General features: G+C 73.5%; 15 protein-coding genes, 1 pseudogene and 4 riboswitches. Of the genes and pseudogenes, 10 read left to right on the top strand and 6 right to left on the bottom strand.

The window, feature by feature from the left end:
• Nucleotides 1–20: 20 nt before the first annotated feature.
• The 3 genes from AC0HI0_RS06435 to AC0HI0_RS06425 are packed head-to-tail and all read right to left on the bottom strand — an operon-like array spanning nucleotide 21 to nucleotide 3,417.
• Nucleotides 21–1,226 (bottom strand): M24 family metallopeptidase, encoded by a 1,206-nt coding sequence (locus AC0HI0_RS06435; RefSeq protein ID WP_480931326.1) that lies wholly within the window; start codon nucleotides 1,224–1,226, stop codon nucleotides 21–23.
• Nucleotides 1,227–2,306 (bottom strand): sugar phosphate isomerase/epimerase family protein, encoded by a 1,080-nt coding sequence (locus AC0HI0_RS06430; RefSeq protein WP_480931325.1) that lies wholly within the window; start codon nucleotides 2,304–2,306, stop codon nucleotides 1,227–1,229.
• A 28-nt stretch (nucleotides 2,307–2,334) separates the two neighbouring features.
• On the bottom strand, nucleotides 2,335–3,417 hold the full coding sequence (locus tag AC0HI0_RS06425) for a sugar phosphate isomerase/epimerase family protein (protein ID WP_480931324.1): 1,083 nt from the start codon (nucleotides 3,415–3,417) through the stop codon (nucleotides 2,335–2,337).
• A gap of 267 nt (nucleotides 3,418–3,684) precedes the next feature.
• Here AC0HI0_RS06425 and AC0HI0_RS06420 point away from each other — a divergent pair, with 267 nt between their 5' ends.
• Together AC0HI0_RS06420 and AC0HI0_RS06415 are read left to right on the top strand one after the other, a co-directional pair.
• On the top strand, nucleotides 3,685–4,344 hold the full coding sequence (locus AC0HI0_RS06420; protein WP_480931323.1) for a FadR/GntR family transcriptional regulator: 660 nt from the start codon (nucleotides 3,685–3,687) through the stop codon (nucleotides 4,342–4,344).
• A 121-nt stretch (nucleotides 4,345–4,465) separates the two neighbouring features.
• Complete coding sequence (locus AC0HI0_RS06415) at nucleotides 4,466–5,227, top strand: class I SAM-dependent methyltransferase (protein WP_480931322.1); 762 nt, start codon at nucleotides 4,466–4,468, stop codon at nucleotides 5,225–5,227.
• Nucleotides 5,228–5,279: 52 nt separating this feature from the next.
• On the opposite strand, the gene AC0HI0_RS06410 is transcribed toward AC0HI0_RS06415, so the two are convergent.
• Nucleotides 5,280–8,639, bottom strand: coding sequence for a hypothetical protein (locus tag AC0HI0_RS06410; protein ID WP_480931321.1), 3,360 nt, complete (start codon nucleotides 8,637–8,639; stop codon nucleotides 5,280–5,282).
• Nucleotides 8,640–9,354: 715 nt separating this feature from the next.
• Nucleotides 9,355–9,500: riboswitch (adenosylcobalamin (AdoCbl) riboswitch) on the top strand.
• A gap of 28 nt (nucleotides 9,501–9,528) precedes the next feature.
• Here AC0HI0_RS06410 and AC0HI0_RS06405 point away from each other — a divergent pair.
• From AC0HI0_RS06405 to AC0HI0_RS06380, 6 genes are read left to right on the top strand one after another with little or no spacing between them, the layout of a single operon-like run.
• A complete protein-coding gene (locus tag AC0HI0_RS06405; protein WP_480931320.1) occupies nucleotides 9,529–12,063 on the top strand; it encodes a prenyltransferase/squalene oxidase repeat-containing protein in 2,535 nt (844 codons plus the stop codon).
• The gene (locus AC0HI0_RS06400; RefSeq protein WP_480931319.1) at nucleotides 12,060–12,920 is read left to right on the top strand and encodes a cupredoxin domain-containing protein; all 861 of its coding nucleotides are present in this window, start codon (nucleotides 12,060–12,062) and stop codon (nucleotides 12,918–12,920) included. Before AC0HI0_RS06405 ends, AC0HI0_RS06400 begins: the two co-directional genes overlap by 4 nt.
• Nucleotides 12,917–13,870: an ABC transporter substrate-binding protein gene (locus tag AC0HI0_RS06395; protein ID WP_480931318.1), complete on the top strand. Its 954-nt coding sequence runs from the start codon at nucleotides 12,917–12,919 to the stop codon at nucleotides 13,868–13,870. The genes AC0HI0_RS06400 and AC0HI0_RS06395 overlap by 4 nt, the downstream gene beginning before the upstream one ends.
• A 10-nt stretch (nucleotides 13,871–13,880) precedes the next feature.
• The gene (locus AC0HI0_RS06390; protein WP_480934263.1) at nucleotides 13,881–14,996 is read left to right on the top strand and encodes an energy-coupling factor transporter transmembrane component T; all 1,116 of its coding nucleotides are present in this window, start codon (nucleotides 13,881–13,883) and stop codon (nucleotides 14,994–14,996) included.
• Nucleotides 14,993–16,594, top strand: coding sequence for an ABC transporter ATP-binding protein (locus AC0HI0_RS06385; protein ID WP_480931317.1), 1,602 nt, complete (start codon nucleotides 14,993–14,995; stop codon nucleotides 16,592–16,594). Before AC0HI0_RS06390 ends, AC0HI0_RS06385 begins: the two co-directional genes overlap by 4 nt.
• Complete coding sequence (locus tag AC0HI0_RS06380; RefSeq protein WP_480931316.1) at nucleotides 16,591–17,451, top strand: ECF transporter S component family protein; 861 nt, start codon at nucleotides 16,591–16,593, stop codon at nucleotides 17,449–17,451. The genes AC0HI0_RS06385 and AC0HI0_RS06380 overlap by 4 nt, the downstream gene beginning before the upstream one ends.
• 52 nt (nucleotides 17,452–17,503) lie before the next feature.
• Here AC0HI0_RS06380 and AC0HI0_RS06375 read toward each other — a convergent pair whose 3' ends face one another.
• Both AC0HI0_RS06375 and metE read right to left on the bottom strand, forming a co-directional pair.
• Nucleotides 17,504–18,523, bottom strand: a complete 1,020-nt coding sequence (locus tag AC0HI0_RS06375; protein ID WP_480931315.1) for a prenyltransferase/squalene oxidase repeat-containing protein — start codon at nucleotides 18,521–18,523, stop codon at nucleotides 17,504–17,506.
• Between the two features lie 40 nt (nucleotides 18,524–18,563).
• Nucleotides 18,564–18,691: riboswitch (cobalamin riboswitch) on the bottom strand.
• Nucleotides 18,692–18,792: 101 nt separating this feature from the next.
• Nucleotides 18,793–21,027, bottom strand: a complete 2,235-nt coding sequence (gene metE, locus AC0HI0_RS06370; RefSeq protein WP_480931314.1) for a 5-methyltetrahydropteroyltriglutamate--homocysteine S-methyltransferase — start codon at nucleotides 21,025–21,027, stop codon at nucleotides 18,793–18,795.
• A 117-nt stretch (nucleotides 21,028–21,144) separates the two neighbouring features.
• Nucleotides 21,145–21,354, bottom strand: a riboswitch (cobalamin riboswitch).
• Between the two features lie 135 nt (nucleotides 21,355–21,489).
• A riboswitch (cobalamin riboswitch) is annotated at nucleotides 21,490–21,707 on the top strand.
• Nucleotides 21,708–21,773: 66 nt separating this feature from the next.
• Here metE and AC0HI0_RS06365 point away from each other — a divergent pair.
• Together AC0HI0_RS06365 and AC0HI0_RS06360 are read left to right on the top strand one after the other, a co-directional pair.
• A pseudogene (locus AC0HI0_RS06365) lies at nucleotides 21,774–24,688 on the top strand (ribonucleoside-diphosphate reductase subunit alpha).
• On the top strand, nucleotides 24,685–25,755 hold the full coding sequence (locus AC0HI0_RS06360) for a ribonucleotide-diphosphate reductase subunit beta (RefSeq protein WP_480931313.1): 1,071 nt from the start codon (nucleotides 24,685–24,687) through the stop codon (nucleotides 25,753–25,755). Before AC0HI0_RS06365 ends, AC0HI0_RS06360 begins: the two are co-directional and overlap by 4 nt.
• Nucleotides 25,756–25,789 lie beyond the last annotated feature (34 nt).

The raw sequence follows: 25,789 nt of genomic DNA, 5'->3' as shown, positions 1-25,789 counted from the left end.
CCTTCGTGAGCTGGAACGGGCTAGCGGGGTCGGGCCATCACGCGCAGGCCGCGCGCCGAGCGGGTCAACCACTCGCCGCCGGACGCGGTCACCCGGGCCATGTCGCCGGCGCAGACGTGGCCCAGGCCCGGCACCGAGTAGTTGGGGTGGACCTCGACCACCATCCCCTCGGCGAACACCACGTCCGCGAACGCCGGGTCGGGCGGCACGGCCCCGGACACCGCGCGCATCCCGGGCTCGGAGTAGCTCAGGCCGAGCCCGTGGCAGAACTGGAACCGGAACGGGTCGTCGCCGCGCCCGTAGGGGCAGGCGTCGTCGACCAGGTCCGCCACCCCCGCCGCCACGTCCCGCAGGGACCCGCCCGGGGTCATCGAGCGCGCCACGAAGTCCTGGATCGCGGTCAGCCGCTCGGCGTGCTCCACGAGCAGCGCGGACGGCTCGCCGATCACGCCCGTGCGCAGGCTCTGCCCGAAGAACCCCTCGTACGCCACCGTCGTGCCCAGCTGGACCCGGTGACCCGCCGTCGCCACCCCGCGCAGCTCGGAGAGTTCGAAGTAGGTCGTCTCCGGCGTCGGACCGGTGGCCAGCCAGCAGGACGCCGATTCCGCGCCCAGGCCGCGACCGACGTGCTCGGCCAGCGTCATCAGCTCCGCGCCCGAGCGCGGACCCGTGGCGGCGGCGTCCAGCACGGCCTCGACCATCGCGTCCGAGATCGCCGCGACCGCCTCGGCCAGTCCGCCGAACTCCGCGCAGTGGTCCAGGCGGAGCCGGTGCAGCACGCCGTCGTACTCGACGCCGTTCGGCACGACCTCGCCGAGCGCGGACGCCACCGGAGTCGTCAGCTCCGCCCACCCGGCCACGCCGACGCGGCCCGCGGCGGCGGTGCCCAGTGCGTGCCGCGCCGCCTCGGCGAACGCGCCGGGACCGCCGGCGATCCGGCGGACGTCGGCGAACCCCTCGGCCCGGCGGGAGAACCCGCGCGCGTCGTGCGGCCCGACGGCGATCACCGCGGCCGGCTCGCCGGGCCGCACGACCACGACGGCCGGGCTGTGCGTGGACATCCACCCGGTCAGGAACCGGACGTTGCCGGGCGAGTCGGCCGCCGGGCCCAGGCGCGCGGGCGCCCCGACCACGACCACGGCGTCGAGGCCGTCGGCGTCGGCCCGGCGGCGCAGCGCGTCCAGCCTGCCTTCGAGCACCTCGGGGGCGATGGTGGTGGCGAACACTCAGCACCTCCCGGAACCGGGCAGCGACCGCAGGTAGGCGGTGCCGGCCCGGAGGAAGTCGACGGCCTCGGCGTGGCCGAACGGGCGGCCGGCGGCGGTCTGCATCGACTCGGTCTCGCCCGCGCCCACCCGGCGGCTGCCCTCGACGCCCAGCCGGATGGTGCCGGCCAGCTCCGCCGGGCCCAGGTCCTGGTGCTGCGCGTGCCAGACCGGGTCGTAGATCTCGATCAGCAGCGGCCGCAGGTAGCGGTTCTGTCCACTGTGGACACCCGGGGACTCCTCGGCCGCCGTGACGGTCTCCAGGCTCAGGTTCGCGGTAACCCCCGCCCCGGCCAGGACCTCCAGCACGCCGGGGATGTCCACCACGCCGTGGCCGACCGGGGTCAGCTGGTAGAACAGCCCCTCGTCGGTGACGGTGAGCAGGCAGTCCTTGATGTGCGTCTGCCGCACGTACGGGGCGACCCGGTGCGCGGTCTCGACCGGGTGCTCCCCCCGCTGGAGCAGGTTGGTGGTGTCGAAGGTGATGCCCAGGACGTCCGGGCCGACCTGTTCGACCAGCCGGACCAGTTCGAAGCTGGTGATCTCCTCGTGCGTCTCCAGGTTCAGGTGCACGCCGTGCGCCCGGCAGATCGGCGCGAGCCGGTCGAGGAAGCGGGCGGTCTGCGCGAGCTGGTCCGCCCAGTCGACGTCGGTGCGGAACCGGTCGTAGGCGAACCGGCCGGGGTAGTCCTGGAAACCCCCGGTCACCGCCCAGAGTTCGGTGCACCCGATCGCGGCGGCGGCCTCGATCGCCCGCCGGAAGCCCAGCAGCGTGTCCCCGTCGCCGGCCCGGCGCAGGTGCGGGTGCTCGGCCATGGCGTACGGGTTCACGTTGCCGACCCCGGCTTCCAGGTACAGGCCGAGTTCGTCGGCGCGCTCCCGGAACCCGCGCAGCACGACCGGGTCGAGGTCCGGGGCCATGTCGAACACGGTCCGGTAGAAGACGCCGTCCAGCCCCAGTTTCCGGGCCAGGTCGAGCCGCTCGACGGCGGGCCGCCCGGCCGCTCCGGGCACCTTGCGCCCGTCGATGCCGACACGCATCCGAACTCCTCCTGCCCGTGGTGGGCGGTCAGTGCGCGACGCCGCGCGACTCGGTGATCCGGCCGACGACGGCGCGGACGTGGTCGCGGCTGCGCAGCAGGTCCGCGATGGCCTGGTCGTGGCCGAAGTGGGCCGGGAGCCCGCCGGCCGGGACGGGGGTCGCGCCCACCAGCCCGGCGAAGGCGGCGAACTCCTCGACCGACAGGTGCCGGTGGGAGGCGATGAACTCGGGGTCGCCGATCGGCAGGAGCGTGACCGGCGTCGGGCCCGGGAAGTCCGCGCGCGACTCCCGGCCCTCGATGGTGAGCGTCACGTCCGGGTTGTGGGCCAGCACCGTCGACACGACGTGCTCGAAGTCGACCACGCCGGAACCGCACGGCGTCAGGTCGAACCGGTAGCCGCCGGCGGCGGGCGTGATCACGCAGTCCTTCAACTGGGTCTGGCGCACGTAGGGCGCGACCCGTTCCGCCGTGCGGCGCGGGTGTTCCAGGCGCTGCAACGGGTTCGCGGTGTCGAAGACGATCCCGCACGCGTCCGGGCCGACCGCCTCGACCAGCTCGACCAGCTCGAAGGAGGTGATCTCCTCGTGCGTTTCGAGGTTGACGTGGAGGCCGAGGTCCACCGCGATCGGCCGCAGCCTGAGCAGGAAGCGCCGGGTCGCGGCGAGCTGGTCGGCCCAGCCCACGTCGGTGCGGAACCGGTCCCACACGAACTTCCCCGGGTAACCGAGCTGGTAGTTGGTGGTCGCCGCCCACAGCTCGACGCAGCCGATCCCGGCGGCGGCCTCCATCATCCGGCGGAACCCCAGCAGGATGTCGCCGTCGCCCGCGGCGCGCAGCTCGGGCACCTCCGGCGTGGCGAACGGGTTCACCTTGCCCAGCCCGGTTTCCAGGTACAGGCCGAGTTCGTCGGCGTGCGCCCGGACCTCCCGGAGTTCACCGGGGTCCAGCGCCGGGCTCAGGTCCAGGACGGTCCGGAAGAAGACCCCGTCGAGCCCCAGCGCGGCGACGTCGTCGAGGGTGCCGTGCGGACCGCGCGCGGCGGCCCGGGGGAACTTGCGGCCGTCGACGCCGACCCTCGGCCGGGCCGGTCCGTCCAGGTCTGGGCGCATCGTCGCACTCCTCGCCAACCGGTGACAGGGCGTAACTGGTATTACCGCTCTTACCAGTGGGACGGTAACAACCGGCGGGATCGCTTGTCCAGAGCCCGCCTCCCCGCTCCCACCTGGCACGTTGCCGGCCGGCCCGGTCGCGGCGGGTATCTTGTCGATGATCGGTGCACGGCCGACCGGCCTCGTACCGGTGGCCCGACACCACCGACAGGAGGGCACGGCGTTGACCGTTCAGACCACCGGCGGACCAGCCGCCCGGAGCGCCCGATGAGTTCGGGCACGCAGCGTTCGCGGGTCGCCGACCGGCTGTTGCAGGACATCCGCGCCGGCCGCTACCGACCGGGCGAGCGGCTGCCCTCGGAGCGGCAGATGGCCGAGGCGCTGGGCGTCTCCCGCCCGGTGGTCCGCGAAGCGCTCGGGATGCTCAGCTCGCTGGGCCTGGTGGACGTGCAGGTGGGCCGCGGCGCGTTCGTCACCGCGAACGACGTCACCGCCCAGTCGCGCAACGCCCAGCGCTCCCTGATCGACATCACGGTCGTCCGCGAGGTCTTGGAGAGCGGCGCGCTGACCCTGGTCTCGCAACGCGATCCGTCCGAAGTGGACACCGCGCCGGTGCGCGCGGCCCTGGCCGAGTTGCGGCGCTGCGTCGAGAACCGCACCGACGCGACCGAGGCGGACCGCGAGCTGCACCGCGCCATCGTCGCCTCCGCCCGCTCGGCGACGGTGCTGGGCCTGTGGGAGGACCACACCCGCGAGATCTCCGGCGTCATCCGGATCAGCCCGCGCGGCGGCACCATGGACGAGGCCACCCTCGACCGCCACCGCGTGCTGGCCGACGGGCTGACCGGCGACGCGCGGGCCGCCCTGGCCGCGTGCCACGACCTGCACGAGGACTACCGCCGCTTCCTGCGCGACCTCCTGGACTGAGCCGGTCCACAAAGGACGGCTGCCGGATTGCGCCGAACGGCGGACACCCTCGGTTTCCGGCACGCCGGAACGTCCCCGACACGACCGGCCGGGCCGCGGCGGCAGGCCCTACCGTGGTCGCATGAGCGATCTGCCGGAAACGTTCGACGACGCGTTCCTGGTCTCGGAGCGGTCGGAGTGGTTGCGCCGGGTGTTCCCGGTCCTGTTCGACCCGGACCTGCCGCCGGAGGTGGAGCCGTTCTCGTTCGTGCCGGTGTCCGGGCTCCGGGAGATCGCGGCGGGCGTCCGCGTCGCGCCCGGCGGGCTGCTGGTGGATCTCGCGTGCGGGCGGGGCGGGCCGGGGATGTGGGTGGCGCGCGAGGTCGGCGCGCGGCTGTGCGGTGTCGACGGTTCGGCGGTCGCGGTGGCCGCCGCGACCCGGCGACGTGCGGCGTTCGGGTTGGCGAGCGCGCGGTTCGCGGTCGGGGACCTGGCCGCCACGGGCCTGGACGACGGCGTGGCCGACGCGGTGATGTGCGTCGACGCGTTCCAGTTCGCCACCGACCACGACCTGACGGCGCGCGAACTGCGCCGGGTGCTGCGGCCCGGCGGCCGGCTCGTGCTGACCTGCTGGGAGGCGCGCGACCACGGCGATACCGCGGTGCCGGCGCGGTTTTCCACGTTGCGCTGCGGGGACGTCCTGCACCGCAACGGTTTCACCGACGTCGAGGTGGTCACCCGGCCCGAGTGGGAGGCGCGCCGGAAGGCGGTCTACGACGCGGCGCTGGCCACCGACCCGGCCGAGGATGCCGGGTTGGCGCTGATCCGCACCGAGGCGTCCACGGGGCTGGCGGTGATGTCCCGCATCGATCGCGTTCTCGTGACGGCCGCCAGCCCGTTGTGATTCGGTCTGCACTGAAGTCATCACGGGTGCTGATCAATGATGGAATACCGGCTCAGCCGTGGCGTCGGCGCGCCAGGGTCGCCGCTTCCTCGACCAGCGCGAGGGTGGCGCGCACCGAGACGCCGCACAGGTCCTGCGGCGCGGACTGCCAGTGGCCCGCCCGCAGCGCCGACACCGCGCACCGGACCGCGAGGTCCCACGGGCCACCGCTCGCCACGGCCTTCGCCGCGGCCATCCACGCCTGGCTCTGCTGCTCGGGATCGGTGATCGACCGGACGACCTCGATCGCGAGTTCGTGGTTGCCCCGCTCGGTGATCGCCCGCGCGAGCAGCACCAGCGCGCGCCCGTGCTGGTAGGGGTCCTCGACCGAGCCGATGGCCTCGATCGCCGCCTCGTAGGCACCCGCCCGGCCGAGCACCGACGCCGCCGAGATCAGGATCTCCCCGCGCCGGTAGGGATCCGGGTAGGACAGCGCCAGCCCGACGACCAGCACCATCAGCCGGACGTCCCGGCCGTCGCGCCGGGTCCGCGCGGCGGACTCGGCCACCGCTACCAGCAGTTGGCACCGCTGGTCCAGGTCGGGGTTGGCCAGCGCGGCGTCGACCGCCTCGTCGATCAGCCCGGCGGCCTGGTCGCCGCGCCCCTCCTTGCCCAGCGCCCGGCCCACCGCCAGCAGCGCCCGGCCCTGCTGGTCGGGGTCGGCGATGGCCCGCGCGGTGGAGACCGCGGCGGCATGCTCCCCCACCCGGGCCAGCGCTCCCGCGACCGAGATCATCGCCTCCGCCCGCTGGTACGGGTCGGTGACCGACTCGGCGACGTCGACCGCCTCGTGGACCAGTTGGCCGGCGCGCTCCGCGTGACCGGTGTCGGCCAGCACCTCGGCGACGCCCACCAGGGCCTGGCCCGCCTGCACCGGGTTCGCGATGGAGAGGGCGGTGTCCACCGCGCTCTCGTGCTCGCCCACGCGGGCCAGCACGGTGGCCGCCGACGCCTGGACCTTCCCGCGCTGCAACGGGACCGGGAGCGTGGCGGAGATCCGCACCGCCGACCGCGCGAGCCGCACCGCCCGCTCCCGCGCGCCCGCCCGCGCCACCGCCTCGGCCGCCAGCACCAGCACTTCGCCGTGCTGGTAGCGGTCCGGCGACGCGCCGACCGCCTCGGCCGCGCGGTCCGCCAGGGCCAGCGCGCGCCGCACGTGGCCGGCCGACGCCGACACCTCGGCCACCGCGAGCAGCACCCGGCTGTCCCGCACGGGATTGGTGACCGCGTACGCGCTGGAGATCGACTGCTCCACCAGTTCCGCGGCCCACTCCAGGTACCCCACGCGGGCCACCGCCTCCGCCACGAACATCAGCGCCTGGCTCTGCTGCGGCGAGTTGACCGGCGAGCGGAACAGCTCGATCGCCTGCTCGACCAGCCCGATCACGTCCGGGCTGCCCTCCCTGGCCAGGGATTCCGCCACCAGCAGCAGGGTTTCGCCGCGCTGGTACGGGTCGGTGATGGACCGGGCGGTGTCGGTGGCGAGCGCGTACTTGCCCTTGCGGATCAGCAGTTCGGCCACCAGGACGAGGGCGCGGTGCTGGTAGTAGGGGTCGGACGCGGAACGGGCGGCCTCGATCGCCAGTTCGTGCTCGTCCACCCGCACGGCCACCTCGGTGACCGCGAGCAGCGCGTCCGCCTGCCGGTAGGAGACGGTGGTCGAGCGGGCGGCGTCGATCGCCGTGCGGATCAGCCGGACGGCCTGGTCGCGGTGCCCGTTGCCGATCAGCACCTCGGCCGCCGCCGCGAGGTCCTCGGCCTGCCGCTCCAGGTCGTCCGGGACGTGCCCGGCGTCCCCGCGCGGCCCGGTGCGGCCCGGCTCCACCCCGCCGGCGGACGGCGGGCGCGCGGTCTGCCCGATGGCCCTGGCCGACACCAGGGCCCGGCCCAGCTGGTGGGCGGCCTGGCTGGACCGGGCCACCTGGATCGCCGACTCCATCAGCTCCTCGGCCCGCTCGGTGTGCCCGGCCTTCTCGAACGTGCGGGCGATCCGCGCCAGCACCTCGCTCTGCCGCTCGGCGGGCGCGATCGAGTGGGCGAGCGCGAGCGCCCGGTCGTGGTGGCCGAGCCGGGCCAGCAGCACGGGGGCGCCCGACGGGATGCGGGCGTTGCGGTCGCGCAGGTGGTCGCGGTGCACCGCGAGCCGGGCCACCGCCGCGAGGTCGACGTCCGGCGCGCCGGCGTAGGCGTCCAGCGTCGCGGTGATCTGGGCGAGCGCGGTGGCGTCACCGCCGGTGACGGCGACCAGGCGGTCGTGGCGGCGCGGGTCGGTGCACAGGGCGGTGGCGCGGTCGAGCCCGGCGCTCGCCATGAGCATCGCGTGGTAGCCGCGCAGCAGGTACTCGGGCGTGTCGGCCGGCCAGCCGCGCCGCGCGTAGTCGTCGGCCCAGGCGTGCAGGCGGTCGCGGTAGCCGGGCAGCCCGTCGTGCACCAGGTCCGCGGCGGCGGCCTGGAGTTCTTCGTGGCCCAGCAGGTAGCTCTCGGTCTCCGGGACGAGGGTGCCGGCGCGCCGGGTGAAGCTGCGCCCGGCGGCGGTGTCGAGGTGTTCGCGCACGTGCCGCCGGTTCGCGCCGGTGAGCCCGGCCAGGTCCGCCGCGCCGAGCCCGCCGCCCGAGGCGACCAGCAGGCCGAGCAGGTCCCGTTCCAGCGGCGTGCCGGCGAGCAGCCGCTTGAGGTCGCGCTCCATCTCGGTGCGCGACGCCCGCGCGTGCGGCGAGGGCGTCAGCGGGCGCACGACTTCGGGCCCCCGCAACGGGTGGTGCCCGGCGAGGTCGCCCGGCAGGGGCGGGTCGGGGCGGCCGGCGACCACCACCCGCATCCCGGCGGGCGGGGTCGCGGGCAGCAGCGCGGCGACGCTGTGCGCGTCGTGGCTGGTCGTGTAGCCGCGGTCCTCGTCCAGCCCGTCCACGACCAGCAGCAACGTCTCGCCCCGGTCCCGGCACGCCGCCGCGGCCTCGGCCAGCAGGCCGTGCAGGTGGGCCTCGCGGGTCGTGTCGGTCAGCAGCGGCGGGGCGTCCTGGCCCAGCACGGTCAGCAGTTGCTCCAGCAGCGCGTCGACGAACGCGGCCCGGTCGGACTGGCCCGGGAGCCGGGCGGTGACGAAGAACGACACCACGCGCACGCCCTCGGGCGGGTTGAGCACGAACCACGACAGCAGCGCGGTCTTGCCCGCCCACGGACCGGCCCGCCACCACCGGTAGCGGCCCGCCGTGTCGGCCGAGCGGGCGAAGGCGGCCAGTTCGGCCAGTTCCTCTTCGCGGCCCAGCAGCCGCGTCGGGGCGATCCGCTCCACCTGGTGCCGGTAGCGCGCCTGGACCGGCAGGCCGGTCCGCAGGTTCACCTCGCCCACGAACACGTCGCGACCGGATTGCACGACCACCGATCCACCGGCGGAACTCGCCCGCTGGTCAACCCCAGTCAGCCCACGACCTCCGTTCTGCCACGGGATCCACCGGGCCATTCGGGAGCAATCGGGGAGTGAATCGCCTGCCGGCGAACAACCGCGCCGATGCGGTCACGCCCCCCGTCACCCGATCCGCGCCAGTCCGACCCCGACGGACTGAAAGCGCGGAAACCCACCCCGTTCGACACAATCCGCAACTTGCGGATGACGCGCCGTCACGAACAGTTCACGATGGTCGCGGATTCCCCCACCCCACCGCCCCTGACCTGCACACCGGTGTTCCAGAACGCAATCCCGGCAACACCCTCACATTACCGCCCGAGTCGAATAGCGGACTCCGCGCGGCAACCCCCTCGACAAGTGCCGCAGACGATAGCGCATTCTCCGGCGATCGGGGAACGTCCGCCGGTTCCCGAGCACCGGCGCAAGCCGACGGGTGCTCATCCCGGCGGAAATGCGCGGCACCCCGACCAATCGGTAAGGGAGCGGACCAATCACCCGTCGGCGGAACACCCGAACGATTCTCGATCTCTCGGCGGCGAAACTCGGAGTTCGCGACGCACCCGGTGGCAGGACCCGGTTCCGGCACCTCCGGCGGCGGCATCGAGGGGTAACGCAGAGCACCCGGACAACCCGCCTGGTGGTGCCTGATGGGGTGAAATCGGTGTTAGGCTCCCCCGGCTCGCCAACTCCATATCTCCGCCCAACGTGAGGAAGCCGGTCGAAGTCCGGCACTGTCGCGCAACCGTGGGTCGCCGCAAGGCGACAAGTCGGGTCAACACGTGGGCGGGTGACTGTCCATCCACTGTCGCGAACTACAGGGGTGACGCTCGACATGTGGTGTCGAACCGTCTTTCACGTGGACGACGACGGGACGGCCCGCCACCGCAGGCTCACCCGCTCGTTCGCCGCGCTGTCCGCCGTGCTGCTGCTCGGCACCGTCGCCACCGTCGCCACCGCCGGCGTCGCCACCGCCCGGGACCGGCCGGCCGCCGGTGCCAACGCCCGCTGGCTCGCCGCGCACCTCTCCCCCGACGGCACCTACGAGAACCCCCTCGGCGGAACGCTGCCCGACCACGGCCTGATGATCGACGCCCTGTTCGCCATGCACGCCGCGAACGAGGCCGCGCTGGCCGCGCCGATCGTGTCGTTCCTGGACGACCAGAGGCGCGCGAGCGACTACTTCACCTGGGACGGCCTGGTTCCCGGCCAGGGCTACGACGCCGTCATCGTCGGCGGCGCGACGGCCAAGGTGCTGGTCGCGGCCGAGGTCTCGGGCCGGAACCCGCGCGCCTTCGGCGGCTACGACATGGTCCTGGAGACCGAGCGCACGATCCGCCGCTCCGGCCCGGACATCGGCCGGGTCAGCGACTACTCGAAGAACCCCGACTTCAACGACTTCGTCGGCAACAACGCCAACATGTTCGGCCAGGCGCTGGCCGTGATCGGGCTGGCCGCGGTGGGGCGCAACGACCCCATGGCCATCGACAAGATGGTCAGCCAGCAGTGCGCGGAGGGCTTCTTCCGGATCTTCTTCGAGTACATCCCGGCCACCGCCGGGGATCCGCCCGACCAGGTCACCTCCACCGGCTTCAAGGTGTCGACCTGCGACGAGGGCAAGCCGTACGACAAGGCCGCGCCCGACCGCGACACGACGGGGCTCGCGCTCTCCGCGATGCTGGCCGCCCGCGCAGCCGGTGCCGGCGGCCTGGACGACGCCATCGGCCGGGCCGTCACGTGGCTCCTGGGCCAGCAGGACGCGAGCGGCGGCTGGGGCGGCGGCGTCAGCACCGAAGCGCCCAACACCAACAGCACCGGCCTGGTCGTGCAGGCCCTCGCCGAGGCCGGCGGCGCGGAGGACGCCGTGCGGCGCGGCCTGGCGTACCTCAAGTCGGCGCAGGCCACCGACGCGGACGCGAACACCTCGCTGGTCGACGACATCGGCGCGATCGCCTACAACCCCGACCAGTACCGGCAGGCCCGCACCGGCGGCATCGCCGGCGTGGACACCTGGATCAGGGCGGGCGCGCAGGCGTCGCTGGGCCTGTCCCAGGTCGGCTTCCACGACCTGACCAAGCGGCGCGTCCCGTCCGACGAGCCGACGACCACACCGGAGCCCGAACCCGAGGCCACCCCGCCGCCCGCCGCCGAGCCCGAACCGGCCGCGCCGACCGCCGGGCGGTCCGGGAACCTCGCGCCGCCACCGGGTTCGGCCAAGGGCACGCCGGTCACGCCGCAGGCCCCGCCACCGCCGCCCGGCACGCCGACCCCGGCCGGGCGGCTGGGCGCGCACCTGGCGGGCACGCTGGTCGGCGGCGACCACGTGGAGGTCACCCAGAACGGTTCGACCTTCACCGACTACGACGCGACCGCCGACCTGGTGCTGGCGCTGCGCACGTTGGGCGAGCAGCCGGACGCGGTCGAACGCGCCACGAGGTTCCTGCTGCGCCCCGAATCGGTCGACGCCTACGCCCACGGCAAGCCCTACGAGACCGGCGGTGCCGCGTACGCCGAGCCGTTGGCCAAACTGACCCTCGTCGCCCGCTTCGACCAGGCCGACGGCCAGGCGCCGCCGGACCTGCCGGTGGTCCTCGACCGGCTGGCCAAGGACCTGGCGGCGCTGCGCGGCGAGGACGGCCGGTTCACCGACACCGGTTCGTTCGCCGACTCCGACGACACCGCGCGCCGGCAGGCGTGGGCGATCGCCGCGACCGTCGCGGTGCCGGGCGCGCCGGACGCGAAGTCCGCGATCGACGTCCTGGTCCGCTCCCGGTGCGACGACGGTTCGTTCCCCGCCGACCTGGGCGCCCGCGACTGCGCGTCGGGCGACGTCGCCGCGACCTCGGCCGCGGTCACCGCGCTCAACCTGCGCCCGCGCGACGGCACCAAGTCCCGGGACACCGCTCCCGACGACTGGTCGGAGGAGCGCACGGCGGCGCTGATGGACGGGGCGAAGTCGCTCAACGCCGCCGTCACCGACGACGGCCTGGTGCTCGACGGCGACGGGAACACCGACGTCGCGCGCAGCGCCGCCGCCGCCTCCGGCCGCCAAGCGCTCGGGCTGGACGCGACGACCACCGCGCGGTCGCTGGGATCGTTGCTGGACAAGGCGGACGCGGGCGCGGAGGACGCGCTCGCGGTCGGCGTGGCCGCCGCGTCGGGCGTGGCCGGGCGGTCGTGGATCGACGCCGAGGGCTCTCCGGTCGCGGCGGCCGTGCGGCTTCCGCTGACCGGCCGCCAGGTCGCGCCGACGCCCGTCGCGGCGGAGGAGCCGACCGTGCCGATCTGGGCCGTGGCCGCGTTGAGCGGCGTGGTCCTGGCGGTGGCGCTGGGTCTGCTGATCCGACGCACCCGCACGCGCAAGTACAACAAGACCCTGGGGGTTGCACCATGAGGAGAGTCCTGTCCGTCCTGTCGGCGGCGGCGCTGTCGCTGGCCGTCGCGGTGGCCGGCGCGCCGAACGCCGGCGCGATCGACCCGACCAAGGGCTACAACGGGATCTGCACCGGGGGCGACGCGCTCAGCGGCGTCACCGTCGTCATCGACTTCCAGGAACTGGACGGCAACGGCGGCACGGCCGCGCCGACGATCACCCGCTGCTCGCCCAACGCCGGCCCCGGCACCGCTCGCACCGGCATCAAGGCGTTGCAGGACGCGGGGATCGCGGTGGCCGGTGTCGCGCAGTGGGGCCTGGGTTTCGTGTGCCGCCTGGAGAACCGGCCCGCGTCGACCGAGACGATCCCGCGCACCACGAACCCGACCTACAAGGAGGCGTGCGTCGTCACGCCGCCCGCCGAGGCGTACTGGTCGTACTGGCACGCCGACGGCGCGGGCACCACGTGGAACTACAGCAGCTACGGCGCGCTGAACCGCAACGTGACCCCCGGCGGTTTCGAGGGCTGGTCGTTCTCGCTCAACAAGTCGGCCACCACGAACCCCGCGCCCGGTGTCACGCCGACCAACCCGGCGGTCGGCCCGACCAACCCGACCGTCGGCCTGTCGGTGGACGACCTGGACCGGAAGATCAACCTCGGGCAGAGCACCACGTTGACGTGGACGTCCAGCAACGCCACCACCGTGACCGCGCACGCCGTCTCCCCCGCCAGTGGCGGCGGCAGCTGGTCGGGCACGCTGGCCGCGAACGGCACGCAGAGCATCACGCCCACCGCGAAGGGCACCTACACCTACACGATCAAGGCCACCGGAACGGGAGGCACCGTGTACAACACCGCGGTCCTCACGGTCCAGTGAGCCGGACCACCCGACGCGCGTCGGGCGCGGTGGCCGCCGCCTTCCTGGTGGTGGCCGCCGCGCCCGGCGCGCACGCCGTCGACCAGTCCAAGGGCGCGCCCGGTTTCTGCCCGTCCGGGACCGGGGTCACGGTGGTGATCGACTTCCAGCAGCTCGGCGGCACCACCCTGGTCCGCTGCAACCCGCAGAGCACCGGGGGAACCGGCCTGGACGCCATGAAGGGCGCGGGGTTCCAGGTCAACGGCGTGCAGCGGTGGGGCGAGGCGTTCATCTGCCGCATCGAGAACCGGCCCTCCGCCGTGGAAACCCTGCCGGTCAAGGGCAACGAGGGCTACCAGGAGTCGTGCATCGACACGCCCCCGGCGGCCGGGTACTGGTCGTACTGGCACGCGGGCAACAACTGCGCGTGGGAGTACAGCCAGTGGGGGGTGAAGAACCGCAGGTTCATCCCCGGCGGGTTCGAGGGCTGGTCGTTCTCCTTGAACGCCACCGCGGACTCCAACCCGACGCCGCGCGTCGCGGCCGTCCGCCCCGGCACCGAGGGCGAACCGTGCGTCGCGCCGGACGAGGGCAAGCCCGCTTCCGGCGACCCGAACGAGCAGCAGCCCGACGGCCGACCGGACCCCCGGGCCGACCGGCCGCAGGACGGAGAACCGGGGCAGGACAACGGGAATCCGGAGACCGCCGAGCCCGGCACGCCCGGTGAGCGGAGTGCCGCCCTGCCGCCGCCCAAGCCGCGCGCGAGCGCGTCGCCCAAGTCGCCCGCACCGGACCCGGGGCGCAACGTGGCGTTCGACGGCGGGCAGAGCGCGCCGGACGTCAACCAGGTCGTCAAGGAGCAGTCGGGGGCGAGCGACTTCGCGCCCTGGGCGGCGGCCGGGCTGGTGGCGCTGCTGCTCGCGGCGACCCTGCTGACGGCCCGGCGGCGCGGCCGCGCGAGGGATTCCTGACGTGCGCGCGATGTACTTCCTGCCGCGCGACCTGCACCCCGGCGCGTGGTGGGTGTGGGCGCTGGGGCTCGCGGTGGCGGCGAGCCGCACCACCAACCCGTGGCTGCTGCTCACCGTCATCGCGGTCGTCTGCCACGTCGTGGTGGCCCGCCGCACGGAAGCGCCGTGGGCGCTGGCGTTCCGGATGTACCTGGTGCTGGGCGGCGTGATCGTGGCGGTGCGGGTGTTCTTCCGGTTCGTCTTCGGCGGGGCCGAGGGGTCGACGATCATCCTGCGGCTGCCCGAGATCCCGCTGCCCGAGTGGGCGGCGGGCATCCGGCTGTTCGGGGACGTGTCGGCGGAGTCGCTGCTCGGCGGCCTCTACGACGGGCTGCGGCTGGCGACCATGGTGATCTGCCTGGGCGCGGCCAACGCGCTGGCCAACCCCAAGCGGCTGCTCAAGTCCATGCCGCCCGCCCTGTACGAGATGGGCACGGCCGTCGTCGTCGCGCTCTCGGTGTTCCCGCAACTGGCCGAGAGCGTGCTGCGCGTGCGGCGCGCCCGCAAGCTGCGCGGCGGCGTGAGCCGCAAGCGCTTCCGGGCCGTCCACACGATCCTGATCCCGGTGCTGGAGGACGCGCTGGACCGCTCGCTGCGGCTCGCGTCCTCGATGGACTCGCGCGGCTACGGGCGCTCCGCGCTGGTCGACGCGCGCCAGCGGCTGGCCACCGGCACGTTGATGATCGTGGGCCTGATCGGGGTGTGCGTGGGCGTCTACGCCACGCTGGACGGCTCCACCCCGAGGTTCCTCGCGGCCCCGATGCTGGTGTTCGGCACCGTCGTCGGGCTGGTGGGGTTCCACCTGGCCGGCCGCCGGGTCCACCGCACCCGCTACCGGCCCGACCGCTGGCACGCCGCCGAAGTCGTGGTCGCGGCCGGCGGGGTCGGGGTGGCGGCGGCGCTGTTCGCCACCTCCGGCGTCGACCCGACGAACCTCAACCCGTCGCTGATCGCCCTGTCCTGGCCGCTGCTGTCGTGGCCGCCGCTGCTGGGCGTGCTGCTCGGGGTGCTGCCCGCGTACCTGTCCCCGCAGCCCGAACCGCCGCACGCCGACGCGGCCCGTGACGCCACCGAGGTGCCCGCGTGATCGAGTGGAAGCAGGTCTCCTTCTGGTACCACGGGCAGCCCGAGCCGGTGCTGTCCGAGGTGGACCTCACCGTCGAGGAGGGCGAGCTGGTGCTCGTCGCCGGCCGCACGGGCGCGGGCAAGTCGACGTTGCTGGGCATGGTCAACGGCCTGGTGCCGCACTTCACCGGCGGCCACCTCGACGGCCTGGTCACGGTCGACGGCGTGCCCACCAGGTCGCGCCCGCCCCGCGAGTTCGCGCACCTGGTCGGCGTGGTGGGCCAGGACCCGCTGGCGGGCTTCGTGACCGACACGGTCGAGGAGGAACTGGCCTACGGCATGGAACAGCTCGGGCTGGCGCCGCAGGTGATGCGCCGCCGGGTGGAGGAGACGCTGGACCTGCTGGGCATCGCCGACCTGCGCCGCCGCGCGCTGCGCGGCCTGTCCGGCGGGCAGCAGCAGCGGGTCGCCATCGGCTCGGTGCTCACCACCCACCCCAAGGTGCTGGTGCTCGACGAGCCGACCTCCGCGCTGGACCCGACGGCGGCCGAGGACGTGCTGGCCACGTTGGCGCGCCTGGTGCAGGACCTGGGCACCACCGTGCTGATGGCCGAGCACCGGATGGAACGGGTCGTGCCCTTCGCCGACCGCATGGTCTACGTGCCCGGCGACCGGTCGGTGGTCTCCGGCAGGCCGGCCGACGTCCTGCGGGACACGCCGATCGCGCCGCCGATCGTCGAGCTGGGCCGGCTCGCCGGCTGGGCGCCGCTGCCGCTGTCGGTGCGCGACGCCCGCCGGCTGGCCGGGCCGCTGCGCGACACGCTCGGCCGGTCGCCGGAGCGGACCGTGCCGCCCGGCGAGACCGTGCTGGCCGCCCGTGAGGTGCTGGTGCGCTACGGGCCGACGGTGGCGGTGCGCGGGGTCGACCTCGACCTGCGCTCCGGCGCGGTGCTGGCGCTGATGGGCCGCAACGGTTCGGGCAAGTCGTCGCTGCTGTGGGCGTTGCAGGGCTCCGGGCCCCGGCAGGGCGGCACGGTCCGCGTCGCGGGCCAGGACCCGAAGGCGCGCAACGCCGCCGACGCGCGCAAGCTCGTCGGCCTGGTGCCGCAGACCGCGAGCGACCTGCTGTACCTGGAGACCGTGGCCGACGAGTGCGCCTCCGCCGACCGCGAGTCCGACGCCCGGCCCGGCACCAGCCGGGCGCTGCTGGACCGGATCGCCCCGGACGTCGACCCCGGCCGGCACCCCCGGGACCTGTCCGAGGGGCAGCGCCTGGCGCTGGTGCTGGCCGTGCAGCTCTCGGCCGCGCCGCACGTGATGCTGCTCGACGAGCCCACCCGCGGCCTGGACTACACCGCCAAGGCCGGCCTGGCCCGGATCATCACCGGGCTGGCGGCGGAGGGGCGGGCGGTGGTGGTCGCCACCCACGACGTCGAGTTCGTCGCGATCGTCGCGGACCGGGCGGTGGTGATGGCCGAGGGCGAGATCGTGTCCGACGGCCCGACCACCGAGGTGCTCGGCGGCTCGCCCGCGTTCGCGCCGCAGGTCGCCAAGATCCTCGGCCCGGACTGGCTCACCGTCGAGGACGTCCGCACGGCGCGCGCGGGGGTGGCGTCGTGATCCGGGACTGGAGCGACACCGGCCGCGTGGTGCGGATCGGGCCGCGCTCGGCGGCCGTGCTGGGCCTGGCTTCGCTGGCCGGCCTGATGATGTTCGTGTGGCCGCTGCTGGTGCGGGTGGAGCCGCAGTCCATGCAGCACGGGCCGGACGCGCCGTTCGTCTTCCTGGGCATCCTGCCGGTGCTGATCGTGATCGTGCTGGCCGAGCTGTCCGAGGGCGGCCTGGACGCGAAGGCGTTGGCGCTGCTGGGCGTGCTGTCGGCGGTGAACGCCGGGCTGCGCCCGCTGGGCGCGGGGGTGGCCGGGATCGAGACGGTGTTCTTCCTGCTGGTGCTGTCCGGGCGGGTCTTCGGCGCGGGGTTCGGGTTCGTGCTGGGCTGCACGTCGCTGTTCGCGTCGGCGCTGCTGACCGCCGGTGTCGGGCCGTGGCTGCCGTTCCAGATGTTGTGCTCGGCGTGGATCGGGATGGGCGCGGGCCTGCTGCCACGCCGGGTGACCGGCAAGGCCGAGATCGCGATGCTGGTCGGGTACGGGATCGTGGTGGCCTACGTCTTCGGGTTCCTGATGAACCTGTGGTTCTGGCCGTTCATCGCCGGAGCCGAGGTCGACTACTACGCGGGCCACATCTCGTACGTGCCGGGCGCGTCGGTGCTGGACAACCTGCACCGGTTCGCGATCTTCACCCTGCTCACCTCGACCGCGGGCTGGGACACCGGGCGGGCGATCACCAACACGGTCGCGATCCTGGTGCTGGGGCCGGCGGTGCTCTCGACGCTGCGGCGGGCTTCGCGCAAGGCGTCGCACGGTGTGCTGCCGACGTTCGGCGAACTGTCCACAGCGGACAAGACGTCCCGTTGACCGCGCGGTGGCCGCCCGGGTCGGGGCGGCCACCGCGCGGCGGTTCACCGGATCACGCGCACGCCAGGACCGGGGCCTCGCCCCGGCCGCCGCTGTGCAGGTCGAACAGGGCGACCCCGGCCACGCCGAGGATCGCCTGGGCGGTCGCGCGGGTGACCGTCGCCGGGTCGAAACCCGTTGCCTGGTAGGCGATCGCGCCGCGCTGGTCGACCGGTCCGGCGCAGCCGACCTGCAGGCCCTTGAGGAACTGCCTGGCCTTGTGCGCGCCGACCAGCCGGCCGCCGGCCTTCAGCGCCTGCCCGGCCAGGCCGGTGCTGTTGGAGTTGGGCGGGTTCGCGCCCACCCCGAAGCCGCCGTTCGCGTGCTGCACGCCCACCAGCCACGACAGGCCCTGCTGGGCCTTGAGCGGGCGGCCGACCGCTTGCAGCGCCTGGGTGACCATCGCGGTCGAGTCCACGTCGCTGACGCACGGGGTGGTCGCGAGGTCGAGCGGGAACCCGCCGTCCGGGCACTGCGTGCCGACCAGGAAGTTCACCGCCGACGCGGGCGCGCCCGCCGCCGTGCGGTCCAGCGCGAGCAGCGCCAGGGACTGGCTGAACGCGTTGCTGTAGTCGCCGAAGGCCGAGACGTCGGAGAACCGGCCCGACGGGGTGAGCAGCGCGCGCAGCCCGGCGTCGAGGTCCACCCCGCCGAACGAGGCGGGGTTCTTGCCGGCGACCAGCGCGGCGAGCAGCAGCTTGGCGTGCGCGCCCGCGTACGCCTCACCGCCGGAACCGATGTAGCCGGCCGTGACGGAGGGCTGCCCGAGCCACGCGATCGCGCGGTCGGCGTAGTCGTCGGCGGTGCGCGTCGCGGCGAACGCGAACACCGCGTCGATCGTCAAGCCCTGGCTGGGGTAGAGCACACCCCCGAAGTCCACCTCCAGGCGTTCGCCGTCGGCCATCTGGCGGGCGAGCCAGCCGGCCGCGGCGTCGGCGCGGTTGTGGGTGGTCGGGGTGGCGGCGGCGACGGCCGGTGCGAGCAGCACCAGGCCGCACAACAGCGTGAGGACAGCGGAAATACTACGTCTCATGGACGGTGTGACCTTTCCCTGCGTACCACGACAGGAGTCGGCGGGAAGGCGCGGTGCGGGTACTCGGGCTCACCGTCCACGAGGGACGGCACACCGTTGCGGGTCAGCGCCGGATTCGCACCGGACTTCCCCCGACAACCGCGCATTCGGTTGGCCCGCCAAGCTTGCCATCCGAGACGGCCCCGGGCATCGACCATTCGGTGCGCCGGTGCGGACGTCCGGAGCAGCGCGGCGCGGGCACCCGGACCCGGGCGCCCGCGCCGACCGGCTCACGCCAGGGTTTCCCGGACCCGGCGGGTGGCCGCGACCAGGTTGCGCAGCGCGGGCTCGACCTCGGCGTAGCCCCGGGTCTTGAGCCCGCAGTCCGGGTTGACCCACAACCGGTTGCCGGGCACGACCCGGGACGCGGCGGCGACCAGCCCGGCCACCTCGTCGGTGCCCGGGACGCGCGGCGAGTGGATGTCGTAGACGCCCGGCCCGACGCCCCGGCTGAACCCGACCGACCGCAGGTCGTCCAGGACCTCCATCTTCGACCGGGCCGCCTCGATCGTGGTCACGTCCGCGCCGAGCCCGTCGATCGCGTCGATGACCTCGCCGAACTCCGAGTAGCACAGGTGGGTGTGCACCTGCGTGCCGGTCGCCGCGCCCGACGTGGCCAGCCGGAAGGCCCCCACCGACCAGTCGAGGTACGCCCGGTGGTCGGCGGCCCGCAGCGGCAGCAGTTCGCGCAGCGCCGGTTCGTCGACCTGGATGACGCGGATGCCGGCGGCCTCCAGGTCGGCGACCTCGTCGCGCAGCGCGAGGGCCACCTGGTCGGCGGTGTCGCCCAGCGGCTGGTCGTCGCGCACGAACGACCACGCCAGGATCGTCACCGGTCCGGTCAGCATCCCCTTCACCGGGCGGTCGGTCAGCGACTGGGCGTAGGCGCTCCACGGCACGGTGATCGGCGCTGGCCGGGACACGTCGCCGTGCAGGATCGGCGGGCGCACGCACCGCGAGCCGTAGGACTGCACCCAGCCCAGGTCGGTGACCGCGAAGCCGTCGAGGTGCTCGGCGAAGTACTGGACCATGTCGTTGCGCTCGGGTTCGCCGTGCACCAGCACGTCGAGCCCGATGTCCTCCTGCAACGCGATCACCCGGGCGATCTCGGCGCGCATCCGCTCGTCGTACTCGCCCGCCGCCAGCTCGCCCGACCGCAGGCCGGCGCGGGCGGTGCGGATCCCGGTCGTCTGCGGGAAGGACCCGATGGTCGTGGTGGGCAGCGCGGGCAGGCCGAGGTGGGCGTCCTGCGCCGCCGCCCGCTCGGCGTAGGGCGCGCGGTCGCGGTCGTGCGGCCCGAGCCCGGCCAGCCGCGCCCGCACGGTGTCGTCCCGGCGGGGAGCGGCGAGCGGCTCGTCCGCCGCGTCCGCCCATGCCCCGTCCACGCCCTCGCGCAGCGCCTGCCCGAGCAGCACGACCTCGCGGACCTTCTGCCGGGCGAACGCCAGCCGCCCGCGCACCGCCGGTTCCAGCGCGGTCTCGGCGTCGAGGTCGTAGGGCACGTGCAGCAGCGTCGAGGAGGTCGAGATCACCACCTCGTCGGCGAGGCCGAGCAGCGGCACGGCGGTGGCCAGCGCCCGGCGCAGGTCGGTGCGCCACACGTTGCGGCCGTCGACCACACCGGCCACCAAGGTCTTGTCCCGCAAGGCGGGCACGGCCGCGATGCCGTCCACCGAGCCCGCGACCAGGTCCACGCCGACGGCTTCGACGGCGGTGCCGGCGAGCACCTCCAGCGCCGGGCCGAGCGACCCGTAGTAGCCGGTGACCAGCAGCTTCGGCCGGGAGTGCAGGGACGCCAGGCGGGTGTAGGCGCGGCCGAGCGCGGCCAGCTCGGCCGACGTGCGGTCCGCGGCGAACGCGGGCTCGTCCAGCTGCACCCACCCGACGCCCTCGGCCGCCAGCTCCACCAGCAGCTCGACGTAGACGTCGACCAGGTCGTCCAGCCGCGCCAGCGGGTCGGTCCCCTTGGCCAGCAACAGGAACGTCACCGGGCCCAGCACGACCGGACGGGTGGTGACGCCCAGCGCGCGGGCCTCGCGGTACTCGGCCAGCGGCTTGTCGCCGGCCAGCCGGAACACCGTGTCCGGCTCGATCTCCGGGACCAGGTAGTGGTAGTTGGTGTCGAACCACTTGGTCAGCTCCAGCGGCGGCAGGTCGTCGGTGCCGCGCGCCGCCGCGAAGTAGCTGTCCAGCTCCGATTCGCGCCGGTAGCGCGGCGGGACCGCACCGACCAGGAACGCGGTGTCCAGGACGTGGTCGTAGAACGAGAAGGTGTTGCCGGGCACCGAGTCCAGCCCGGCGTCGCGCAGTTGCGCCCAGGTGGCCGCGCGCAGTCGCGCCGCGGTGTCCAGCAGGGCCTGCCGGTCGATGTCCCCGGCCCAGTACCGCTCGACCGCCCGCTTGAGTTCCCGACGTGGACCGATCCGGGGGTAGCCCAGGACGGTGGCGCCGATTTCGCTGGTCACTAGCTCTCTCCTCGCGAGCGCGTGGGACGCCCGGGGATTCCCGGGCACGCTTCGCGGGCGGCACGTGCCGCGTCCGCCGCTGCCCACCCGAGAGGCCACCGGACACCGCGGGCCCGGTGGGCACGCGGACGGGTGGCAGGTCTTCGGACTCGCGGGCGCACCACTCGCTCCTACCGGCCGTCGCTTCCCACGCTCGCGCGCAGTGCTCGATTGACGGCTTTCGTTCCCGCTCACCGCTGCGGGGCAGTCCCGGATTCCCACCGGGTTCCCTCTTGCCTCGCCCCGACCGACTTCAGACCGGGGCGAACCACCAGCACCCGCGAGCGTAGCGCACGGTGGGCCCCCGTCCCGAGGACCGGGAAGCGCCCGCGCGACGGCCCGCGCGACGGTCCCGGAGACCTACATCACGCGGCACGCGACACGCCCATCTGGGGTCGTGTTGCGAACCGATCTACAACATGTAGTGTCTCGCCCGTCGATGGTTCCGACGCCCTCTTCGAGGGCCGAGGAGGCAAGAGGGAACCCGGTGCGAGTCCGGGACTGCCCCGCAGCGGTGAGCGGAAACAACCGCCGTCACGAAGCACTGGGAGCGCGTGCTCCCGGGAAGCGACGGCCAGTAGGTCCGGCTGGACAGCCGGGTGTCCGCGAGTCCGAAGACCTGCCAGCGATGCGCGCGCCGACCGGCGTGCGCGTGTCCGGGGCCTCGTGGGCGGGCCGACACGGATGGTGCGCCGTCGTGCGCGCCGATGCGTGGTCGCCGCGTGCTCCGGGCCGTTGAGGCTCGCGAGGAGAGGGCTTTGTCGACCACAACCACGGGCACCGGGGTCACCCAGGTTCGGGTGATCCGCCGCGACGGCAGCGTCTCGGCTTTCGACCCCACCAAGATCCAGGTGGCGATGACCAAGGCGTTCCTGGCCGTGGAGGGCGACGGCGCGGCCGCGGCGTCGCACCTGCACCCGCTCGTGGCGGAGCTGACCGCCCAGGTGGAGGCCGCGCTGCGCAAGCACGCCCGGCCGGAGACCGCGCTGCACATCGAGCAGATCCAGGACCAGGTCGAACTCGTGCTGATGCGCGGCGGCCACCACAAGGTCGCCCGCGCCTACGTGCTCTACCGCGACGAGCACGCGAAAGCCCGCGCGGTCACGCCGGTCGCCGTCCGGTTCCGGGTGAAGGACGCCGACGGCGGACTCTCCCCGGTCGACTGGGAGCGGATCGCGGTCGTGGTCGGCGAGGCGTGCGCGGGCCTGGCGGACGTGTCGGCGGAGCCGGTGCTCGCCGAGGTCCGGCGCGCGCTCTACGACGGCATCCCGGTCGACGAACTGGCCGTCGCGCTGGTCATGTCGGCGCGGACGCTGGTGGAGACCGAGCCGAACTACTCCTTCGTCGCCGCCCGCCTGCTGCTCGACCAGCTCCGCCGCGAGGTGCTGACCAGGGTGGCGGGCCGCCCGGTGGAGGCGACCGGCGAGCAGATGTCCTATGTGGACTACTTCCCGGCGTACGTGCGGCTGGGCGTCGAGCTGGAGCGGCTGGACCCGGCGCTGGAGACCTTCGACGTGGCCCGGATCGCGGCCGCGATCCGCCCGGAGCGCGACGCGAAGTTCGACTTCCTCGGCATGCAGACCTTGTACGACCGCTACTTCCTGCACGACCACGGCGTCCGGTACGAGCTGCCGCAGGCGTTCTTCATGCGGGTCGCGATGGGGCTGGCGCTGCGCGAGGACGACCGCGAGGCGCGGGCGATCGAGTTCTACGAACTGCTCTCCACGTTCGACTTCATGTGCTCGACCCCGACGCTGTTCAACTCCGGCACCACCCGCGCCCAGCTCTCGTCGTGCTTCCTGACCACGGTCGACGACGACCTCAAGAGCATCTTCCAGAGCTACCAGAACAACGCGCTGCTGGCGAAGTTCTCCGGCGGGCTGGGCAACGACTGGACGCCGGTGCGCGGCATGGGCGCGCACATCAAGGGCACCAACGGCCAGTCGCAGGGCGTCGTGCCGTTCCTCAAGATCGCCAACGACACGGCGGTCGCGGTCAACCAGGGCGGCAAGCGCAAGGGCGCGGCGTGCGCGTACCTGGAGACCTGGCACGTCGACGTCGAGGAGTTCCTCGACCTGCGCAAGAACACCGGCGACGACCGGCGGCGCACGCACGACATGAACACCGCGAACTGGGTGCCCGACGAGTTCCTCCGCCGGGTCGAGGCGGACGCCGAGTGGACCCTGTTCTCCCCGGACGAGACGCCGGACCTGCACGACAGCTACGGCCTGGACTTCGCCGCCCGCTACCGCGCCTACGAGGCCGCCGCCGACCGGGGCGAGATCCGGGTGTTCAAGCGCGTCCGGGCCACGGAGCTGTGGCGGCGAATGCTGACCATGCTGTTCGAGACCGGCCACCCGTGGATCACGTTCAAGGACCCGTGCAACCTGCGCTCGCCGCAGCAGCACGCCGGTGTCGTGCACTCGTCCAACCTGTGCACCGAGATCACCCTGAACACCGGCGCCGACGAGGTCGCGGTGTGCAACCTCGGCTCGGTCAACCTGGCCAACCACGTGACCACGCGGGGCCTGGACGCCCAGCGGCTGGAGCGCACCGTGCGCACCGCCGTGCGGATGCTGGACAACGTGATCGACATCAACTACTACACGATCCCGGAGGCGAGCCGGTCCAACCTGCGGCACCGGCCGATCGGCCTGGGCCTGATGGGGTTCAGCGACGCGCTGTTCACCCTGCGGCTGGTGCCCGGCTCGCCGGAGGCCGTGGAGTTCGCCGACCGCAGCATGGAGCACATCGGTTACCACGCGCTGTCGGCGTCGGCGGACCTGGCGCGCGAGCGCGGCAGCTACGAGTCGTTCGACGGCTCGCTGTGGAGCCGGGGCGTCCTGCCGATCGACTCGATCGCCCTGCTGGCCGAGGCCCGCGACGGCGCGCTGGACATGGACACCTCGTCCACTCTGGACTGGGACGCGCTGCGCACCAAGGTGCGCGGCGGGATGCGCAACTCCAACACGATGGCGATCGCGCCGACCGCGACGATCTCCAACATCTGCGGTGTCGGCCAGTCCATCGAGCCGCTTTTCCGCAACCTGTACGTGAAGTCGAACATGTCCGGCGACTTCACCGTCCTCAACCGGCACCTGGTCGCCGACCTCAAGGCGCTGGGCCTGTGGGACGAGGCGATGGTGTCGGACCTGAAGTACTTCGACGGCTCGCTCGCGCCGATCGACCGGGTGCCCGACGACCTCAAGGCCCTCTACGCCACCGCGTTCGAGGTGCCCTCCGAGTGGCTGATCGAAGCCGGGTCGCGCCGCCAGAAGTGGATCGACCAGGCGCAGTCGCTCAACCTCTACATCGCCGCGCCCAACGGCCGCAAGCTCGACAACCTGTACCGGCTGGCCTGGCACAAGGGCCTCAAGACCACCTACTACCTGCGGTCCACCGCGGCCACCAGCGTGGAGAAGTCCACCCTGCGCGGCACCGACGGCAAGCTCAACGCCGTCCGGCCCGGCGCGGCACCCGCGGCTCCCCCGCCGCCTCCCCCGCGCCGACGCCCGCCGCGCCGCCCCCGCCGGCGGCCGTGCCGGCGACGATCCCGACCGTGACGTCGGACGACGCGCTCGTCTGCTCGATCACCGACCCCGACTGCGAGGCCTGCCAGTGACCACCGACCTCCCCGACACCTCCGGCCTGGGCTCCATCGAGCGCGGCGCGGGCCGGGTGCACGTCGACGACAAGTCGATGATCAACGCCCGCGCGGACGTCAACCAGCTGCTGCCGCTGAAGTACCACTGGGCGTGGGAGAAGTACCTGGCCGGCTGCGCCAACCACTGGATGCCGACCGAGGTCTCCATGCAGGCCGACATCGCCCTGTGGCGCTCCCCCACCGGGCTGACCGAGGACGAGCGCCACACCATCAAGCGCAACCTCGGCTTCTTCGCCACCTCGGAGTCGTTGGTGGCCAACAACATCGTGCTGGCCGTGTACCGCCACCTGACCAACCCCGAGTGCCGCCAGTACCTGCTGCGCCAGGCGTTCGAGGAGGCCGTGCACACCCACACCTTCCAGTACATCTGCGAATCGCTGGGCCTGGACGAGGGCGAGCTGTTCAACATGTACCGCGAGGTGCCGTCGATCACCGACAAGGCCGCGTGGGCGCTGAACTACACCCAGCACCTCGAAGACCCCGAGTTCCGCACCGGCACGCCGGAGACCGACCAGGCGTTCCTGCGCGACCTGGTGGCGTTCTACGTGGTGTTCGAGGGCATGTGGTTCTACACCGGCTTCGCCCAGATCCTCTCGTTCGGGCGGCGCAACAAGATGATCGGCATCGCCGAGCAGTACCAGTACATCCTGCGCGACGAGTCGATCCACCTGAACTTCGGCATCGACTCGATCAACCAGATCAAGATCGAGAACCCGCACCTGTGGAGCGACGCCTTCCAGGCCGAGGTGCGCACCATGCTGGGCGAGGCGTGCGAGCTGGAGATCGCCTACGGCCGCGACACCATGCCCAACGGCCTGCTCGGCCTCAACGCCGACCAGTGCGAGCAGTACATGCACTTCATCACCAACCGCCGCTGCGCGCAGCTCGGCCTCGCCCCGGTCTTCGGCCCGTCGGACAACCCGTTCCCGTGGATGTCCGAGGCGATCGACCTGAAGAAGGAGAAGAACTTCTTCGAGACCCGGGTGACCGAGTACGCCTCCGGCGCGTCGCTCGACTGGGACTGAGCCGAGCACGGGGGGCCGGGGCGCGGACCCCGGC

This window comes from Saccharothrix sp. NBAS 001 (genome assembly GCF_056640475.1).
Note: the sequence above shows the minus strand (reverse complement) of the source record. Positions and strands in the feature narration are given on the sequence as shown.

Bases quoted from the DNA above. Each gene is read 5' to 3' on its own strand.
- AC0HI0_RS06430 (WP_480931325.1), bottom strand. From the start codon at position 2,306: ATGCGTGTCGGCATCGACGGGCGCAAGGTGCCCGGAGCGGCCGGGCGG.
- AC0HI0_RS06425 (WP_480931324.1), bottom strand. From the start codon at position 3,417: ATGCGCCCAGACCTGGACGGACCGGCCCGGCCGAGGGTCGGCGTCGAC.
- AC0HI0_RS06420 (WP_480931323.1), top strand. From the start codon at position 3,685: ATGAGTTCGGGCACGCAGCGTTCGCGGGTCGCCGACCGGCTGTTGCAG.
- AC0HI0_RS06415 (WP_480931322.1), top strand. From the start codon at position 4,466: ATGAGCGATCTGCCGGAAACGTTCGACGACGCGTTCCTGGTCTCGGAG.
- AC0HI0_RS06400 (WP_480931319.1), top strand. From the start codon at position 12,060: ATGAGGAGAGTCCTGTCCGTCCTGTCGGCGGCGGCGCTGTCGCTGGCC.
- AC0HI0_RS06390 (WP_480934263.1), top strand. From the start codon at position 13,881: ATGTACTTCCTGCCGCGCGACCTGCACCCCGGCGCGTGGTGGGTGTGG.
- AC0HI0_RS06375 (WP_480931315.1), bottom strand. From the start codon at position 18,523: ATGAGACGTAGTATTTCCGCTGTCCTCACGCTGTTGTGCGGCCTGGTG.